Origin of the sequence: Gellertiella hungarica (assembly GCF_014197145.1) — a bacterium.
Taxonomy (GTDB): Bacteria; Pseudomonadota; Alphaproteobacteria; order Rhizobiales; family Rhizobiaceae; genus Gellertiella; species Gellertiella hungarica.
Map to the genome: position 1 here is coordinate 223,154 of NZ_JACIEZ010000001.1, position 17,546 is coordinate 240,699.

Consider the following 17,546-nt stretch of genomic DNA (forward strand, 5'->3'; position numbering starts at 1 on the left):
CGAAAAAATCATGCTTCCAGTTTCAGCATCAGCGTTGCCAGAGGTGGCAGGACGAGCTGTGCCGATACGTCCCCAGTGGCGGATTTGCGGGCTTCTACGTGGCCCTGATTGCCCATGCCGGACCCGCCATAAAGCCCGGCATCGGTGTTCATGATCTCGCGCCACCGGCCTTCGGCGGGCATCCGCAGCCGGTAGGCCTGTTGCGGCACGGGCGTAAAGTTGGTGATCACCACCACCGGCGTATCGCCCGGCGCACGGCGCACCCAGGCAAAGACCGAATTGGTGGAATCGTCCGCCTGCAGCCACTCGAAGCCCTCGCCCTCGCAATCCCGGGCATGCAGCGCCACGGTGTCCCGGTAGGTGCGGTTGAGATCCTTGACGAGCTGCTTCATGCCCGCATGGGGGCCTTCCGAAAGCAGGTGCCAGTCGAGCGAGCGGTTCTCGTCCCATTCCCGCCACTGGGCGAATTCCTGTCCCATGAACAGCAGCTTCTTGCCGGGATAGCCCCACATGAAGGCGTAATAGGCGCGGAGCGTCGCGAATTTCTGCCAGGTATCCCCCGCCATCTTCTGGATCAGCGATCCCTTGCCATGCACCACTTCGTCGTGGGAGAGCGGCAGCACGAAATTCTCCGAGAAGGCGTAGATCAGCCCGAAGGTCATCTCGTTGTGGTGGTATCGGCGATGCACCGGGTCGCGCTTCAGGTAGGAAAGCGTGTCGTGCATGAAGCCCATGTTCCACTTGAAGCCGAAGCCGAGGCCTCCGGTGTTGGTGGGATGGGAGACCTTGGGCCAGGAGGTGGATTCCTCGGCGATCGTCATGATGCCCTGGTGGGTGCCGTAGACGCGGGCATTCAGTTCCTGCAGGAAGCGGACGGCCTCCAGGTTTTCCCGCCCGCCATGCTCGTTGGGCACCCACTCGCCTTCCTTGCGGGAGTAATCGAGGTAGAGCATCGAGGCGACGGCATCGACGCGCAGCCCGTCGAGATGGAAGACCTCCCGCCAGTAGAGCGCATTGTTGATCAGATAGGAGCGCACTTCCGTGCGGCCGAAATTGTAGATCGCGGTGTTCCAGTCCGGATGGAAGCCCTTTCGGGGATCGGCATGTTCGTAAAGCGCGGTTCCGTCGAACCAGCCGAGCCCGTGGGCGTCGGTCGGAAAATGCGCCGGCACCCAGTCGAGGATCACGCCGAGACCGGCCTTGTGGCAGCCGTTGACGAAGCGGGCAAAGCCCTCCGGTTCGCCGAAACGTGCGGTGGGCGCATAGAGCCCCGTCGTCTGGTAGCCCCAGGACGGATCATAGGGATGCTCGGTGATCGGCAGGAACTCGATATGGGTGAAGCCCATGTCCACGCAATAGGGGATCAGCCGGTCGGCAAGCTCGTCCCAGGAAAGGAAGGTGCCGTCGTCCCGGCGCTGCCAGCTGCCGGCATGCACCTCGTAGATGGAGATCGGCTGGCGGCGCTGGTCGAGGCTTGCCCAGTGGCGCATGTGCGCCTCGTCTTCCCAGACCTGCGCGATGGCGGGCGTCGTCAGCGATGCGGTCTCCGGCCGCAGCTCCGCCTTGCGGGCGAAGGGATCGGCCTTCAGCGGCAGGGGCGTGCCGTTCGGCCCCACGATCTCGAACTTGTAGGCTTCGTTGGGTCCGACTCCGGGGATGAAGATTTCCCAGATGCCGCTGTCGCGGCGGGCGCGCATGACGTGCAGACGCCCGTCCCAGCGGTTGAAGTGGCCGACGACGGAAACCCGTCTGGCATTCGGCGCCCATACGGCGAAGTGGCAGCCTTCTGCCCCCTCGTGCTGCCGCAGATGCGCGCCCATCTTCTCGTGCAGGCGCACATGGGAGCCTTCGCGCAGGAAATAGTCGTCCATGGGGCCGAGGATCGGCCCGAAGCTGTAGGGATCGGGAACTTGCCAGCTGTCTCCGCCCCGGAAGGCGCGATACTGGATCGGACGCCGGTGAAGCAGCGTCACGCCGCCGCGAAAGAAGCCGGCATCGTCGACCCGGTCGAGTTCGCCGACGGCGGTGCCGTCGAGGAGCTGAGCCTCGACCCGTTCCGCGCCCGGAATGAAGCAGCGTGCCTCGAAGCCCGAAGGGCTCTCGTGCACGCCGAGCACGGCAAAGGGGTTGCCGTGCGTGCCCCTGACAATAGCCGCTATATCCGTTGCAAGCGGCACTTCAGCCGTTTTCACTGCTTCGGACTTCAGCGGCTCATTCGTCATCCGGCTCTCCAGATTTCCTTGGCATATTGGCGAATGGTCCGGTCCGAAGAGAACCAGCCCATCCGGGCGGTGTTGCGGATGGTCTTCGCGTTCCAGCCAGCCGGATTGGCCCACAGGCAGTCCACCTCGCGCTGCGCCTTCGTATAGGAATCGAAGTCGGCTGCGACCATGAACCAGTCGTGGCTATAGAGACCGTCCACGAGACTCGTGAAGCGGTTCCGGTCATCCGGAGAGAAGACCCCGGATGCTATAGCGGCGAGCGCCTGAGAAAGTTCCCTCGATGCCTCAATAATCGGACGCGGATCGTGCCCTTCGGCCCGCTTGCGCGCGACCTCGTCGGCGGTGAGGCCGAAAATGACGATATTGTCCTCGCCGACCCAGTCGCGCATTTCGACATTCGCCCCGTCGAGGGTGCCGATGGTCAGCGCGCCGTTCAGCGCAAACTTCATGTTGCCGGTGCCGGAAGCTTCCATGCCCGCCGTCGAGATCTGCTCGGACAGATCGGCCGCCGGCACCATGACTTCGGCCAGCGACACGTTGTAGTTCGGGATGAAGACCACCTTGAGCAGGCCGCGCACGGCGGGATCGTTGTTGATCACCCGGGCGACGTCGTTCGCCAGCTTTATGATCAGCTTGGCGTTGTGGTAGCTCGGTGCCGCCTTGCCGGCGAAGAGCTTCACGCGCGGCGTCCAGTCGAGCTCCGGATGGGAGCGGATCTGGTCGTAGAGCGCCACGGCCTCGATGATGTTCAGAAGCTGACGCTTGTATTCGTGGATGCGCTTGATCTGGATGTCGAACATTGCCGACGGATCGAGGCGGACCCCCATGCGATTGCCGACGAGCTGGGCGAGTGCTTCCTTGTTCTTCCGCTTGATGGCGGCGAACTTCTGCTGGAAGGCGCTGTCCTCGGCCATGGCGTCGAGCGCCTTCAGCTGTTCGGCATCGTCGAGGAAGGCATCGCCGATCGCTTCGCGGATCAGCGCCGTCAGGCCCGGGTTGCATTGCATCAGCCAGCGGCGGGGCGTGATGCCGTTGGTCTTGTTGTTGATGCGCGCGGGATAGAGCTTGTGCAGGTCGGCGAAGACCGTTTCTTTCATCAGGTCCGTGTGCAGCGCCGATACGCCGTTGACGCTGTGGGAGCCGATGAAGGCGAGGTTGCCCATGCGCACCCGGCGTTCGCCGTTCTCGTCGATCAGCGAGATGGAACGGATCTCGTTGTCCGTCATGGCCTTGCCCTTGCGGGCATCGACCAGGATATGGGCGTTGATGGCGTAGACGATCTGCATGTGGCGCGGCAGCAACCGCTCGAACAGCGGCACGGGCCAGCTTTCCAGCGCTTCGGGCAGAAGCGTGTGGTTCGTGTAGCTGAAGGTGCGCCAGGTGATATCCCAGGCCTCGACGAAATCGAGATGATGCACGTCCATCAGCAACCGCATCAGCTCCGCCACGGAGACCGCGGGATGGGTGTCGTTCAGCTGGATCGACACCTTGTCCGGCAGCGACTTGAAGTCGGGATATTGCTGGAGATGGCGGCGCAGGATGTCCTGCAGCGAGGCGGAGGAGAAGAAATATTCCTGCCGGAGGCGCAGCTCCTGACCCGCCGGCGTCGCATCCGCGGGATAGAGGACACGCGCCAGCGCCTCGGCCTTGTTGCTCTCGCGCAGCGCCCCGATATGGTCGCCGGCATTGAAGGCGTCGAGCAGGATCGGGTCGATGGGCTGGGCGGTCCAGAGGCGGAGCGTGTTCACCCGTTGCGCACGCCAGCCCACGACCGGCGTGTCATAGGCCATGGCGATCACCCGCTCGGCGGGCTTCCACACGTAGCGCGGCGGCTCGTCGTAGGAGCCGACGGTTTCCACCGAACCGCCGAAGCCGATCTCGTAGGAGCTTTCGCGGCGTTCGAATTCCCAGGGGTTGCCATGGGCAAGCCAGGTTTCGGGCAGCTCCACCTGCCAGCCATCCGACATCTGCTGGCGGAAAAGGCCGTGCATGTAGCGAATGCCATAGCCATAGGCGGGGATGTCGACACTGGCCATGCTTTCCATGAAGCAGGCGGCCAGGCGCCCGAGACCACCATTGCCGAGAGCTGCGTCGGGCTCCAGTTCGGCAATCACGTCGAGATTGACGCCCAGCGAGCCGAGAGCGGCGCGCACGTCGTCCATCATCCCGAGGTTGGAGACCGCGTCGCGCATCAGCCGGCCGATCAGAAATTCCAGGGATAGGTAATACACCCTCTTCGCGTTCGTCTCGTAGGCCTTGCGCGTCGACTGCATCCAGCGATCGATGATCCTGTCGCGCACCACGAGGATCGTCGCCGTCAGCCAATCGTGGGGCTTGGCGACCTTTGCATCCTTGCCGATCCGGTAGGTCAGCGTCTCGATGATCTCGCCGGCCAGCACCTCGGGGTCCGAGACGCGCGGCGCGGGGGAGGGGAGATCGGGCTTCTGCAGGGAATTCATGGGGTCTGGCTCTGTCCGTCTATGCTCTTGAATCACGACGTTAGACCAAGAGCGCCCGGAATAAAACCGATTAAATGCATTCTTGCTTTAGGATATAAAGTTCGGGATTTCGCTTGGAAAAACAAAAGCCCGCCGGCTTCGCTTGCGGCGGGCTTCTGCACTCTCGGCAAGATGGCGTCAGTTGGTCAGGAGCGTCATCTGCTCGGCGGCCTTGTCGCCGATCGTCTTGAAGGCCTGGACCAGCTGGGCGGTGTCTTCCGCGGCGAAGTAGTGGCCTGCATCGGAAGCGCAGTATTGCAGAAGGCCCTGGCCCTTGCTGGGCGCCATGAAGGCCACGGTGAAGATCTCGATCTTCTTGACCTTCGCCTCGTCGCATGCGGCCTTGGTGGCGGTGTCGTCGGAGGCGTAGTTGTTGTCGCCGTCGGTCATGAAGACGATGTACTTGGAAGGCACCTGACCGTTCTTGGACTTGTGGGCGCTATCCTCCGTAGAGGCCGTCAGGCTTGTGAGCGCCTGCTTGAAGGCCTGGGTGGAGGCTGTGCCGCCGTTGGCGGTAAGCGCGTTCACATAGGTCTGGACCCCGGTCACGCCCCAGTTCAGCGCCTGCGGCGTTCCCATGTAGAGATCGTAGGAAACCGCACCGGTGCGCACGTATTTCACCTGCGGATCCGCGGTCGAAAGCTGGGTGAGAAGCGATGCCGTCGCCATCTTCAGCGACTGGATCTTCGTGTAGTAGGCCGTGCAGGCATAGGCCTTGCCCTTCTTGTCGTAGCACGTCGCCGTGTAGGAGGTGTTCGTGTAGTCCCCCATCGAGCCCGAGCGGTCGAGGACAAAATACATCGAGAGCGCGTTCTTGGTTTCGGTCGAGCTTTCAGAGGTGCTCGATACCGAGACTTTTGCCGTGGACAGGCCGAGGACCTTGGCAAACGGGCTCAGCGGCACGTTGAAGGTGGTCTTCATCGTGACGGTGTATTTCTTGCCGGTGACGTTATAGGGCTGCTCCGTGATGTCGACGGTCGGTTCCGCGACGGCAGCCGGATAGGTCGGCGCGTTCTCCGTGGTCTTACCGGCATTGATTTGCCCGTAAAGGAATTGCAGGGAGAGGGCCTTTGCGTCCTGCGCCGTCTTCGCCTTGGAGGCAAGAGAGGATGCGGCAGCCAGGGTTGCCGTGTCGGCGGCGACCTGCAGCTTGTTCTTGAACAGCATCAGGTTGGTGGTGTCGATCGCCATGCCAACCACGCCGATCAGGACTGGTATCAGAAATGCGGTGGTAATCGCGAAATTACCAGACTTATTCTCGGCAAGCTGCCTGATGCAGCCCAGAGACGAGCGTAACGCGATCATTGCGTCGACCCCTATATCATTTAGGATAGTCGAGGATTAGCAATGAGCCGTTGAATACCAGTTTCTCAGAACAGTCGTATTTTAATAATCAGGTGGTTTTTTATATCAGTTATACAACTGAGATATCGACCCGCTGGAAACCGGACTGGCCCCCCAGACCCTTGAGGGTGCCGGCAAGCGGCGCAATGTCGGCGTAATCCCGGCCAAAGCCGGCGACGATATGGTCTTCCCCCGCCAGCATGTCGTTGGTCGGATCATATTCGATGAAGCCCGCCTGCGGACCGCACCAGACCCGTACCCAGGCATGCATGGCATCGGCACCCACGAGACGCGGCTTTCCGGGAGGCGGGAGCGTCCGGAGATACCCGCTCACATAGCCGGCCGGGATGCCGAGGACCCGCAGCGCGGCAATCATCACATGGGTAAAGTCCTGGCAGACCCCGCGCTTCAGACGGAAGGCCTCCTCTGCCGTCGTATCGACCGTGGTCGCCTTTCCGTCATAGCGAAAGTCGCGATGGATGCGGCGCATCAGCGAGAAGGCGATGTCGTGGATCTCCGGCCCGGCACCCTCGCTCTCCCGGGCATAGGAACGGATTGCATCACCCGCTGGGGGAAGGCGCGGGCTGGGACCCGTGAAATGGTGCGGACTGTCCGGCGCGACCGAGGCGATTGCTTCCAGAGCGGCCGGCAGCGCCGCCTTTGCCAGTGTCCTGCCGGTCTGCCAGGCCGGCGCGGTCACCTCAACCCGTGCTCTCAGCCGAGCCTCGAGACGCTGATGGGGATGACGGATCACGAAACCGCTGGCTTCGCCGCCAAAGAAGGTCGTGAAGTCGCGTCGGCTTTCCGGCTGCGGATCGATGGAAAGCGCGGCGCGCTCCACATTCTGCCGCCCCGGAAGCACGAGGGGCATCACCCGCAGCACGTGGCGGCCCGTTGCCACGGGGTGGGCATAGTCGGAACCGATGTCGAGGGCGAGGTCGTAGAGCATCTCAGGTCAGATAGGCGAGTGCGAGGGCATCGGAGAAGGTTTCCAGCTCCTGTTCGAGGCGCTTGAAGCGCCTCCAGTCCAGGCTTCCCGGTTCGCACCCGGCAAGATCCTGCTCTAGGGCGGCGATATCGCGCCGGAGCTTCAGCCGGTTTTCTGCGCTGTCGGGCAGCTGGACCACGGAGCGGGTGATTTCGCCGAGCTGGAAGAGAACGGAGCGGGGGTTGTAGGGGTCGAGACCCATCAGGTCGATCACGCTCGCCGTCGAGGTGTCGACGCTGTAGTGGCGCCGATGGGTCATGACATTGTCACCGATATCGAGGATCAGATCGTCCGATCCCTCGGGTGCGTCGGGCCGCGTGAAGTGGGCGAGCAGCAGGGTCATGTGCAGTCCGCGCTCCAGGTGGCGGCCGATGGTGAGAAAGCGCCAGCCCATGAACCGGTACATGTTTTCATGAACGAGACCGGCAAAGCCGGCGAGCTTGCGCAGGAGAATGGTCATGGCGTGCGCCGCATCGTCGCCGGCGGCAACGGTTTCCCGGAAGCGGTGCACCGTCTTCTGCAGGTCGGTCAGCGCCATCCAGCCATCGGGCGAAAAGCGGTCCCGGATGTTGCCGGCGGAATAGACGGCGCTGTCGATGTTGGCGACGAGCATCTTCGGAACTGCCTCGGCGGTGTCGATGTCGAGCTCGGCGAGATAGGCGGTGACGGAGCCGAGGAGCGGCAGATCGGCCCGGCCGCTTTCCGCCAGGCGGGCGTGATAGGCGCGCAGGATGCGCAAGGCGCCTTCCGCCCTTTCGATGTACCGGCCAAGCCAGAAGAGATTGTCGGCGGCCCTGCCGGGCAGGTTGCCGCCCTGTCTCAGGATCGGTTGCCGGGTGCGGTCGGAAAGCAGGCTGACGGCGGGGACGGGCTTGCTGCCGATGATCCAGAGATCGGCACTGCGCCCGCCATCCCTGAAGGCCAGCGCTCCGTCCTCGTCCCGATCCGCCAGACGGGCAAAGCCGCCCGGCATGACCGTCCAGCCCTCGGCGGTGCGTGCCGCAAAGGCGCGGATGGTCAGGGGACGGGCAACAAGCTCTCCCTGCATCAGCACCGGCGCGCGCGAAAGTGGAAGATCGTCCACCGCGACCCGGTCGGGACGGTCGGCAACTTCCGCCCACGCACCCCGGCGATAGCCGCTGTTCTTTTCAAAGGGTGGCAGGGTTCCGAAGGCCGGACCGACAAGGCAGGACCCGGATGACGGCGCCTCTGCGCCACTGCCCCACATCGTCCGGGCAGCGGGAAGGGAAAGCGCCCGCCCCAGGAGATGCCGGGCTATCGCGGGGTAATGGGCGGCAAGGATTCCCGTCTCCAGAATGCCGGAGCCGAGCGCATTCACCAGGGTCACCGAGCCCGCCCGCACGGCTTCGACAAGACCCGGCGTTCCGGTCATCGAGCCCTCGTCCAGCTCCAGCGGATCGGCCATGGTGCCTGCGAGGCGCCGCCAGAGGACTGCGACGGGCCGCGGACCGGCGATGGTGCGCACCATCAGCTCGCCATCGATGACGGTCAGGTCTTCGCCCTCGAGCAGGGTGAAGCCGAGGTAGCGCGCCAGATAGGCCTGCTCGAAATAGGTGGGGTTCTGCCGGCCCTGTGTGAGGACGGCGACGCGCTCGTCGCCATCGGCCAGGCCTGCCTGCAGTGCGTCCCGGAAGCGGGCGAAGAAGGGCGCAAGCCGGTGCACCGCGTTCCGGTCGAAAAGCCCCGCGACCGCACGGGTCGTGGCGACGCGGTTTTCAAGCGCGAAGCCGGCAGCGGAGGGCGCCTGCGTCCGGTCGGCAAGAATGCGCCATTGGCCGTCCCGGTCGCGTCCGAGATCGAAGGCGAGGAAATGCAGGAAATGGCCGCCTCTCGGCGCGATGCCGACCAGGGGGCGGAGCCATTCGGGATTCCCGGCCACGGCCAGGGGCGGCAGGATGCCGTCGGCGACCAGCCGGTTTTTGCCGTAGAGGTCCGCCATGACCGCTTCGAGAAGGTCGGCCCGCTCTGCCAGCCCGTCGGCGATGGCGATCCATTCGCTCTCCGCGAGGAGAACGGGAAAGGACGACAGGGGCCAGGGCCTTGCCGCAGAGCTTCCGCCATAGTCGCGGTGATGGATCCCGGCGTCGCGCAGATAGCGTTCGGCGCGGGCGAACCGTTCCCCATGCTCGCCAAGGCCGCCGGCACCGAAGGCATCGAGGAGGGGCCTCCAGGTGGTCCGAACCTGCCCGTCGGCAGCCGTCATTTCGTCGAAGGTGCCGGGGCGCGGAGCATAGCCGAAGGGCAGGGCGCCTTCCGCGGTCTTGCCGCCCGTCGCTATACTCGTCTCCGCCATGCCGTCCCGATCCGTCCTCCCAGCCCGTGCGCGGGCGGGGCCGTGATTGCCTCTTTGGGAGGCCTAAAGCCAATCCGGGCGGGCTTCAAGGCCCGTTGCCGGGCCTTTCGTCGTAATCGACAGCTCCTTACTGGCGGCCGAACTCGTCGACGATGCGGATGATGTCATCCTCGCCGAGATAGGAACCGGTCTGCACCTCGATCAGCTCCAGCACGATCTTGCCCGGATTGGCCAGGCGGTGCACCTCGCCCTGCGGGATATAGACGGACTCGTTCTCGCGCAGCATCTGCACGCGGTCGCCGATGGTGACTTCCGCCGTGCCCTTCACCACGATCCAGTGCTCGGAACGGTGGTGGTGCTTCTGGAGGGAGAGCTTCTTGTCCGGATCGACAAAGATGCGCTTGACCTGGAAGCGGTCGCCGTTGAGCACGGAGGTATAGCCGCCCCATGGGCGATAGCTGGTGGGGTGTTCGCGCGTCAGCTTTTCCGTGGCGGGCTTTGCCGCAAGCGTCTTCACGAGCTGGCCGACCAGCTGGGCTTCCTCGAGCCGGCCCACATAGACCGCGTCCTCGCTGGCGATCACCGCCACATTGTCCATGCCCTGCACCGCCAGATGGCCGTTGTGGGAAATGACGAGGGAGTTGCGGGTGTTGACGAGCGTCGCGTTCCCGTCGCTCACATTGCCGTTCTCGTCGCGGGTGCCGAGCTTCCAGATGGAATCCCAGGACCCCATGTCCGACCAGGCGAAGGAGGACGGCACGACCGCGCCGCGATCGGTCTTTTCCATGATGGCGTAATCGATGGACACGTCCGGGCTGGAGGCAAAGCAATCCTGATCGAGTCGGGTAAAGTCCAGATCGTGCGCCGCCTTGTTCACGGCGCGCTCCACCGCGTTCCAGACTTCGGGCGCGTGGGTGGCAAATTCCTGGGCGAGCGAGGGAATGTGGAAGACGAACATCCCCGAGTTCCAGAAATAGCCGCCCGAGGTCAGCATGTCGCGCGCCTGCTCCACAGGCGGCTTCTCGATGAAGCGGGCAATGGCGTTTGCGCCCGGGGCAACCGCTTCGCCGGCCTTGATGTAGCCGTAGCCGGTTGCGGGTTCCGTCGGCAGGATGCCGAAGGTCACGAGCTTGTCGGTCAGCGCCACGTCGCGCGCGACCTGCACCGCGCGGAAGTAGCTGTCATCCGCATGGATCTCGTGGTCGGAGGCGAGAATCTGGATCAGCGCGCGGTCGCCATAGAGGGAGCGGGCGAGAACAGCAGAGGCCGCAACCGCCGGCGCGGTGTTGCGCGCCATCGGCTCCAGCACGATCGCGGCCAGCTTGACCCCCAGTTGCCGGGCCTGCTCGGCCACCAGAAAGCGGAATTCCTCATTGGTCACGACGATCGGCGCTTCATAGAGCGCGCTGTCGGAAACCCGGTTCAGCGTCCTCTGGAATAGGGTGTGTTCGCCCAGAAACCGAATGAACTGCTTGGGGGCCTGCGCCCGCGAAAGGGGCCACAGACGGGTTCCCTTGCCGCCCGCCATGATGACAGGAACTAATTTCTGGCTCATCGCACCACTCCTTCTTTCGCGCCCGCTATGGTCTCATGACCCGGTTTTGTCCGCGCGAAGTTGTCATTCAGAAAGGGTTTAGACCACATGTCCGGTTAAATCCCTGTAGAGTTTCTTGCTTCACGAAACATGAATTGTTCCGGGAACGAACAAAACAGATGACGCCAAGCGAGGTTCCGCTGTAGGAAGCCGCGAAAACGCACGGGTAGCGGGGAGTACGGCTGTGAGGCACATTCTGGTCGTGGGCATCGGGACAGGCAATCCCGAACATTTGACAGTCCAGGCAATCAACGCGCTGAACCGGGCGGACGTGCTGTTCGTTCCGACGAAGGGCCGCAAGAAGGTCGATCTGGCCGAAGTGCGGCGCGACATCATTGCCCGCTACGTTACCAATCCGGCAAGCCGCACGGTGGAATTCGCCCTTCCGGTCAGGCAGGTCGAGGGCCGCTCGTACGTGGGTGGGGTGGACGAGTGGCATGCGGCGATTGCCGAGACCTATGTCCGGCTTTTCCTCGAGGAGCTGCCTGAAGACGGCACCGCGGGACTTCTCGTCTGGGGCGATCCGATGCTCTACGACAGCACCTTGCGGATTCTCGAGCGGGTGCGGGCGACCGGAAAGGTTGCCTTCGACACGGAGGTCATCCCCGGCATCACCTCCATCCAGGCGCTGTGCGCCAGCCACCGCATCCCGCTCAACCTCGTCGGCAAGCCGGTGGAGATCACCACCGGCCGCCGGCTGCACGAGAGCTTCCCCCACCGCTCCGAAACGGCGGTCGTCATGCTCGACGGCGAGCAGGCCTTCACGAAGGTCACCGACCCCGACGCCATGATCTACTGGGGCGCCTATCTCGGTTCGCCGGACGAGGTGATCCTGTCCGGCCGGGCCGTCGAATGCGCCGGCGAGATCGCGCGCCGCCGGGCGGAAGAGCGGGAGAAGCACGGCTGGATCATGGATATCTACCTGATGCAGAAGGGTGCCGATTTCGACGACGAATGATGCCGCCCTCATGCGTTTGATGGTCGCCTGTTGATCCATCGCAATGACGGAACCATGATATGGTTCTTTCTGCCTTGCGTCGGACCGCAGCTTGCGGAACGACCGCGAGACCGAGGAACCCATAGCCATGACTGCCACCGCACCGCTCTTTCGTACTGCCGATGACCTGCCCGTCGCCTCGACCCGGCGCGGGGTCTGCCCGTCCTTGTCGAAGCCCATGCAGACGGGGGACGGTCTTCTCGTGCGGCTGCGTCCGGCATCCGGCGGCCTTGCCCCCCGCGAGCTCGTGGCCATTGCCGAGGCGGCGCGGCTTCACGGCAACGGCATCCTGGAGGTCACGGCCCGCGGCAACCTGCAGATCCGCGGGCTGCGGCCGGAGACGGTGGCGCCGCTGACGGAAGCGGTTTTTGCGACCGGTATCGATCTTGCCACCGGGCTTGCGGTGGAAACGCCTCCGCTGTCCGGCATCGATCCCTCCGAGGCTGCCGATACGCGTCCGCTTGCGGCACGCATCAGGGCGGCTGTTGCCGGGCGCGATCCCGCCCCCGTGCTGGCCGCAAAGCTCTCCGTCATTGTCGATGGGGGCGGGCTGTTCAATCTCGACGCGATCGTTGCCGATATCCGCCTGAAGGCCGTCGCCACGCCTGCCGGAACCCGTTTTGCCCTGCTTCTTGCCGGCGACGCCGCAACCGCGCGGCCCGTCGCGCTGCTCACCGAGGAAGAGGCTCTCGAGGCGATTCTCCTGTCCATCGGCGAACTCGACCGGTTGGGCCGGGAGGTGGGAAAGCCCGCGAGGGGTCGCGACCTCGATCTTGCGCGCCTGTCGCTGCCGGGCGTGGCGCTGGCGCAGGCCGAACGGCCGGAACCGTCACCCCGGCGCCCCGCCGGGCTGCATCGGCTGGCGTCCGGCGCCCTGATCGCCGGCTTCGGACTGACCTATTGCCAGGCCAAGGCCGACGACCTGATCGCGCTTGCCGAAGGTGCGGATGCGCTCGGCATTTGCGATATGCGGCTCGCGCCGGAGCACGGGCTTCTCGTTCCCGTCGCCGATGCGCAGGCGGCAGACCGGCTGCTGTCGCTCGGCGAAGCCAGGGGTTTCCTCACGCGGCCGGATCACCCGGCCAACCACATCGCGCTGTGTGCGGGAACCGCCGGCTGCGCCTCGGCCTTCTACGACACGCATGCACTGGCCTCACTGATCATCGCGCAGGCGCCCGATCTTCTCGACGGGTCCTTCACCCTGCATCTCTCCGGATGCCCCAAGGGTTGCGCCCATCCGCCAGCGACGCTTTTAGGCCTGTCCGGTGCGTCATTAGGCTATGGACTTGTCGTAAATGGCTCCGCATCGGCCTCGCCAGAGGCTTACATCGCTGCTAATGACGTTGCGTCTGCAGTGGCACGGCTTGCCGCCCTGGTGCGGACCGACAAACAAGCTGGCGAATCGACGCTGACCTGCCTCAACCGGCTGGGAACGCAGACCATCGCCGCCGCCTTGCGACGGAAAGACTAATGTCCGAATACGATTACATCAGGGACGGAAACGCGATCTACGAGAAGTCCTTCGCGATCATCCGCGCCGAGACCGATCTCAGCCGTTTCTCAGAAGACGAAGCCGATCTTGCAGTGCGCATGGTTCATGCCTCCGGCTATGTCGGTGCTGCCGAATTCTTCGATTTCCATCCGGATTTCGTCTCTGCCGCCCGCGGCGCGCTGAAGGCCGGCGCGCCGATCTTCTGCGACGCGAACATGGTGGCGCATGGCGTGACCCGTGCACGGCTGCCGGCCAACAACGAGGTGATCTGTTCCCTCACCGACCCCCGGACGCCGGAGATCGCCCGCGAGATCGGCAACACCCGTTCGGCAGCACAGATCCACTGCTGGCTCGACCGTCTGGCCGGTTCCGTCGTCGCCATCGGCAATGCGCCGACGGCGCTCTTCTACCTGCTGGAACTGCTGCGGGACGGTGCACCGAAGCCGGCGGCCATCCTCGGCATGCCTGTAGGCTTCGTCGGGGCGGCCGAAAGCAAGGATGCTCTTGCCGAAAACTCCTACGGCGTACCTTATGCGGTCATCCGCGGACGCCTCGGTGGCAGCGCGATGACGGCTGCCGCCCTCAACTCTCTCGCGAGGCCAGGACTTTGAACGCGGTTGTAAAGGGACGTCTGATCGGCGTCGGTACGGGCCCGGGCGATCCGGAGCTTCTGACGGTCAAGGCGGTGAAGGCGCTCGGCGAGGCCGACGTGCTGGCCTATTTCGCCAAGCAGGGCCGGCGCGGCAACGGGCGGGCGATCGTCGACGGCATCGTCCGCGACGGAATGCCGGAGCTGCCGCTCTACTATCCCGTCACCACCGAGATCCACAAGGATCACGACGACTACAAGAGCCAGATCACCGATTTCTACAACGAATCGGCCGAGCGGGTTGCGGCCGAGCTCGAGGCAGGCCGGACGGTGGCCATCCTCTCGGAGGGCGATCCGCTCTTCTACGGCTCGTACATGCATCTCCATGTGCGCCTTGCCCACCGCTACCCCACGGAGGTGATCCCGGGGATCACCGCGATGTCGGGCTGCTGGTCGATGGCAGGCCTGCCGATCGTGCAGGGCGACGACGTGCTGAGCGTGCTGCCCGGGATCATGGACGAGGCCGAACTGGTACGCCGCCTGAAGGATACGCAGGCTGCGGTCATCATGAAGGTCGGGCGCAACCTGCCGAAGATCCGCCGGGCGCTCGACGCTGCCGGAAAGCTCGGTCGCGCCGTCTATGTCGAACGCGGTACCATGCGCAATGGCGGCATGATCAACCTCGCCGAAAAGGCGGACGACGAAGCGCCCTATTTCTCCTTGGTGCTGGTCGCGGGCTGGGAAGGCAAGCCTTCCGAGGATTGCGAATGAGCGGCATTCTCTATGTGATCGGCACCGGTCCGGGAAATCCGGACCAGATGACGCCCGAGGCCCTGAAGGCGGTGGCGGATTCCCAGTCGTTCTTCGGCTATTTCCCCTATGTCGACCGGCTGAACCTTCGGCCCGACCAGCAGAAGATCGCCTCCGACAATCGCGAGGAGCTCGACCGGGCAAAGGCCGCGCTGACCCGCGCCGCCGCCGGCGAGCGCGTCTGCATGGTCTCAGGTGGCGATCCCGGCGTCTTCGCGATGGCTGCTGCCGTCTGCGAGGCAATCGATGCCGGACCGGATGAATGGAAGAACGTCGAGCTGGTCATCACCCCGGGCGTTACCGCCATGCTGGCGGTCGCGGCCCGCATCGGGGCGCCGCTCGGCCACGATTTCTGCGCGATCTCGCTCTCCGACAACCTCAAGCCCTGGGATGTCATCACCCGCCGCCTGAAGCTCATGGCCGAGGCGGGCATGGTGATCGCCCTCTACAATCCGATCAGCAAGGCACGGCCCTGGCAACTCGGTGCCGCCTTCGACATTCTCCGCGACGCACTTCCGCCGACGGTTCCCGTCATCTTCGGCCGCGCGGCCGGCAGGCCGGACGAGCGCATGCTGGTCATGCCGCTCGGAGAAGCCGATGCAGAGCGCGCCGACATGGCAACCTGCGTCATCATCGGCTCCACGGAAACCCGCATCATCGCCCGCGGCGACAGGCCCGATCTCGTCTATACCCCGCGCTTCCTGTCGGCGGAAAAAAGGTGATCGATATGGGCGAGGGCTGCCTCGACCGTCGGCACGGCCGGCACGCCCGGCGGCTCCTGACGCTCCACCATGATGACCCTTATGCCAAGCAGGCGCGCGGCCTCGATCTTGGCGTAGGTGGCCGAACCGCCGCTGTTCTTGGCGACGATCACATCGATGCGCTCCCGCTTCAGAAGATCGAGTTCGTCCTCCAGCCCGAAAGGCCCGCAGGCGAGCAGGTACCGTGCGTCCGGCACGTCGAGCGGCGGCGTTACGGGGTCGACGCTGCGGACCAGGTAGGAATGCTCGGGCCGGGCGGAAAACTGGCTGGCCTCCTGGCGCCCTATGGCCAGGAACACGCGGGACGGCGCTTGGGGCAGGGCGCGAACCGCCTCCGGAATGCTTCCGACGCTCTCCCACAGATCGCCCGCCTGCCGCTCCCAAGCGGGGCGGCGAAGCGCGACCAGCGGTACGCCGGCCGTCTGCGCGGCTTCCGCTGCATTGCGGGAGATTCGTGCCGCGAAGGGATGGGTGGCGTCGATCATCAGGTCGACCGCCTCTTCGGCGAGATGCCGCGCGAGCCCTTCGGCGCCCCCGAAGCCGCCGACGCGAACCGGCACCGGCTGGGGGCGAGGGTCGAGCGTTCGCCCTGCCAGCGAAAGCGTGGTATCGAAACGGTCATCGCCCGCCAGGCGCGCCGCGAGCGCGCGGGCTTCGGTGGTGCCTCCGAGAATAAGTATCCGGTGCTTGTCCATGGTTGATCAGAAGTCTCCGCCGGCGGAATGCTGGCTCACTGTTATCGGTCTCGGCGAGGATGGTCCAGCCGGTTTGGGCGACGAGGCGAAGGAGGCGATCCGGGCCGCCGCGATCGTCTGCGGCGGCGAGCGCCATCTGGAACTGGCAGGAGATCTGGTGACGGGGGAGCGGCATGTCTGGCTCAGCCCCTTCGAGCGCTCCATGCAGTTCGTCGAAAGCCGGCGTGGCCAGCCGGTCGTGGTGCTGGCCTCGGGCGATCCCTTCTTCTACGGCGTGGGCGTGACGCTTGCGCGGCGCATTCCGCGGGCCGAGATGCATGTCATTCCGGCGCCTTCCTCCTTTTCGCTCGCGGCCTCGCGGCTGGGCTGGGCCCTGCAGGACACGGGCTGCGTTTCCCTCCATGGCCGCCCGGCCGACCTGATCCGCCCCCACCTTCACCCGGGGGCAAGGCTCCTGGCGCTGACCTCCGACGAGAAGGGCCCGGGCGAGCTCGCCGCCCTCCTTACGGCGACGGGTTTCGGGGATACGGCGATCACCGTGCTCGAGGCGCTCGGCGGTCCGCTGGAGCGCGTGACGCGGCAGGTCGCGCGGGATTTCTCGATGAGCGGCATCAACAGCCTGAATGTCTGCGCGCTGGAGGTGAAGGCGTCCGGCAAAGCGCGGATCCTGTCCTTTGCCAACGGGCTCGATGACGCCCTTTTCGAAACCGACGGGCAGCTGACCAAGCGGGAGGTGCGGGCGATGACGCTTTCGGCGCTTGCCCCGCGCCACGGCGAACTGCTCTGGGATATCGGCGGCGGGTCGGGATCGATCTCGATCGAGTGGATGCTCTGCCACTCCTCCCTCAAGGCCATTGCCATCGAGGGCGTGGCGGAGCGGGCATCCCGCATCCGCCGCAATGCGGCACAGTTCGGCGTGCCGGGCCTTCAGGTGGTCGAAGGCATGGCGCCTGCCGCGCTCACGGGTCTGCCCGTTCCGGATGCGATCTTCGTCGGCGGCGGCGGAAGCGAACCCGGCGTCATGGAGGCGGCCATCGAGGCGCTTCCCGCGGGTGGCAGGCTGGTTGCCAATGGCGTGACGCTTGAAATGGAAGCGGTGCTCCTTGCCCATCAGGCACGGCTCGGAGGCTCGCTGACGCGAATCGATATCGCACGGGCCTCCCCGGTGGGGGCCATGCAGGGCTGGCGGGCGGCCATGCCGGTCACGCAATGGGCCTGGGTGAAAGAATAGGAAAGACGGAC

Annotated in this window: 13 protein-coding genes; 6 read left to right on the plus strand and 7 right to left on the minus strand. The window is 65.0% G+C overall.

Annotated features, from left to right (window positions below; genetic code table 11):
* Nucleotides 1–8: 8 nt before the first annotated feature.
* The 6 genes from glgB to GGR23_RS01045 form a co-directional block, all read right to left on the minus strand.
* The gene (gene glgB, locus GGR23_RS01020) at nt 9–2,222 is read right to left on the minus strand and encodes a 1,4-alpha-glucan branching protein GlgB (RefSeq protein ID WP_183364248.1); all 2,214 of its coding nucleotides are present in this window, start codon (nt 2,220–2,222) and stop codon (nt 9–11) included.
* Nucleotides 2,219–4,681 (minus strand): glycogen/starch/alpha-glucan phosphorylase, encoded by a 2,463-nt coding sequence (locus GGR23_RS01025; RefSeq protein ID WP_183364249.1) that lies wholly within the window; start codon nt 4,679–4,681, stop codon nt 2,219–2,221. The genes glgB and GGR23_RS01025 overlap by 4 nt, the downstream gene beginning before the upstream one ends.
* A gap of 177 nt (nt 4,682–4,858) precedes the next feature.
* Nucleotides 4,859–6,025 (minus strand): vWA domain-containing protein, encoded by a 1,167-nt coding sequence (locus GGR23_RS01030; RefSeq protein WP_183364250.1) that lies wholly within the window; start codon nt 6,023–6,025, stop codon nt 4,859–4,861.
* 109 nt (nt 6,026–6,134) lie between these two features.
* A complete protein-coding gene (locus GGR23_RS01035) occupies nt 6,135–7,013 on the minus strand; it encodes a transglutaminase family protein (protein ID WP_183364251.1) in 879 nt (292 codons plus the stop codon).
* Nucleotide 7,014: 1 nt separating this feature from the next.
* Nucleotides 7,015–9,366: a circularly permuted type 2 ATP-grasp protein gene (locus tag GGR23_RS01040; RefSeq protein WP_183364252.1), complete on the minus strand. Its 2,352-nt coding sequence runs from the start codon at nt 9,364–9,366 to the stop codon at nt 7,015–7,017.
* A gap of 127 nt (nt 9,367–9,493) precedes the next feature.
* A complete protein-coding gene (locus tag GGR23_RS01045) occupies nt 9,494–10,921 on the minus strand; it encodes a mannose-1-phosphate guanylyltransferase/mannose-6-phosphate isomerase (RefSeq protein WP_183364253.1) in 1,428 nt (475 codons plus the stop codon).
* Between the two features lie 223 nt (nt 10,922–11,144).
* Here GGR23_RS01045 and cobF point away from each other — a divergent pair, with 223 nt between their 5' ends.
* The 5 genes from cobF (at nt 11,145) to GGR23_RS01070 (ending at nt 15,570) form a co-directional block, all read left to right on the plus strand.
* Nucleotides 11,145–11,918: a precorrin-6A synthase (deacetylating) gene (gene cobF, locus GGR23_RS01050; protein WP_183364254.1), complete on the plus strand. Its 774-nt coding sequence runs from the start codon at nt 11,145–11,147 to the stop codon at nt 11,916–11,918.
* 127 nt (nt 11,919–12,045) lie between these two features.
* Nucleotides 12,046–13,428: a precorrin-3B synthase gene (cobG, locus tag GGR23_RS01055; protein ID WP_183364255.1), complete on the plus strand. Its 1,383-nt coding sequence runs from the start codon at nt 12,046–12,048 to the stop codon at nt 13,426–13,428.
* Nucleotides 13,428–14,060 carry a precorrin-8X methylmutase gene (locus GGR23_RS01060; protein WP_183364256.1) on the plus strand — a complete coding sequence of 211 codons (633 nt, stop codon included), beginning with the start codon at nt 13,428–13,430 and terminating at the stop codon, nt 14,058–14,060. Before cobG ends, GGR23_RS01060 begins: the two co-directional genes overlap by 1 nt.
* On the plus strand, nt 14,057–14,809 hold the full coding sequence (locus GGR23_RS01065) for a precorrin-2 C(20)-methyltransferase (protein ID WP_183364257.1): 753 nt from the start codon (nt 14,057–14,059) through the stop codon (nt 14,807–14,809). The genes GGR23_RS01060 and GGR23_RS01065 overlap by 4 nt, the downstream gene beginning before the upstream one ends.
* Nucleotides 14,806–15,570: a precorrin-3B C(17)-methyltransferase gene (locus GGR23_RS01070; protein WP_183364258.1), complete on the plus strand. Its 765-nt coding sequence runs from the start codon at nt 14,806–14,808 to the stop codon at nt 15,568–15,570. Before GGR23_RS01065 ends, GGR23_RS01070 begins: the two co-directional genes overlap by 4 nt.
* Here GGR23_RS01070 and GGR23_RS01075 read toward each other — a convergent pair.
* Nucleotides 15,534–16,304 (minus strand): cobalt-precorrin-6A reductase, encoded by a 771-nt coding sequence (locus GGR23_RS01075; RefSeq protein WP_183364259.1) that lies wholly within the window; start codon nt 16,302–16,304, stop codon nt 15,534–15,536. The genes GGR23_RS01070 and GGR23_RS01075 overlap by 37 nt on opposite strands.
* Here GGR23_RS01075 and cbiE point away from each other — a divergent pair.
* Complete coding sequence (cbiE, locus tag GGR23_RS01080; protein WP_183364260.1) at nt 16,303–17,535, plus strand: precorrin-6y C5,15-methyltransferase (decarboxylating) subunit CbiE; 1,233 nt, start codon at nt 16,303–16,305, stop codon at nt 17,533–17,535. The two genes, GGR23_RS01075 and cbiE, sit on opposite strands and share 2 nt — an antisense overlap.
* Nucleotides 17,536–17,546 lie beyond the last annotated feature (11 nt).

Excerpts from the sequence above, each read along its gene's own strand:
- glgB (WP_183364248.1), bottom strand. The coding sequence starts at position 2,222 with ATGACGAATGAGCCGCTGAAGTCCGAAGCAGTGAAAACGGCTGAAGTG.
- GGR23_RS01025 (WP_183364249.1), bottom strand. The coding sequence starts at position 4,681 with ATGAATTCCCTGCAGAAGCCCGATCTCCCCTCCCCCGCGCCGCGCGTC.
- GGR23_RS01030 (WP_183364250.1), bottom strand. The coding sequence starts at position 6,025 with ATGATCGCGTTACGCTCGTCTCTGGGCTGCATCAGGCAGCTTGCCGAG.
- GGR23_RS01035 (WP_183364251.1), bottom strand. The coding sequence starts at position 7,013 with ATGCTCTACGACCTCGCCCTCGACATCGGTTCCGACTATGCCCACCCC.
- GGR23_RS01040 (WP_183364252.1), bottom strand. The coding sequence starts at position 9,366 with ATGGCGGAGACGAGTATAGCGACGGGCGGCAAGACCGCGGAAGGCGCC.
- GGR23_RS01045 (WP_183364253.1), bottom strand. The coding sequence starts at position 10,921 with ATGAGCCAGAAATTAGTTCCTGTCATCATGGCGGGCGGCAAGGGAACC.
- cobG (WP_183364255.1), top strand. The coding sequence starts at position 12,046 with ATGACTGCCACCGCACCGCTCTTTCGTACTGCCGATGACCTGCCCGTC.
- GGR23_RS01060 (WP_183364256.1), top strand. The coding sequence starts at position 13,428 with ATGTCCGAATACGATTACATCAGGGACGGAAACGCGATCTACGAGAAG.
- GGR23_RS01070 (WP_183364258.1), top strand. The coding sequence starts at position 14,806 with ATGAGCGGCATTCTCTATGTGATCGGCACCGGTCCGGGAAATCCGGAC.
- cbiE (WP_183364260.1), top strand. The coding sequence starts at position 16,303 with ATGGTTGATCAGAAGTCTCCGCCGGCGGAATGCTGGCTCACTGTTATC.
- GGR23_RS01075 (WP_183364259.1), bottom strand. The coding sequence starts at position 16,304 with ATGGACAAGCACCGGATACTTATTCTCGGAGGCACCACCGAAGCCCGC.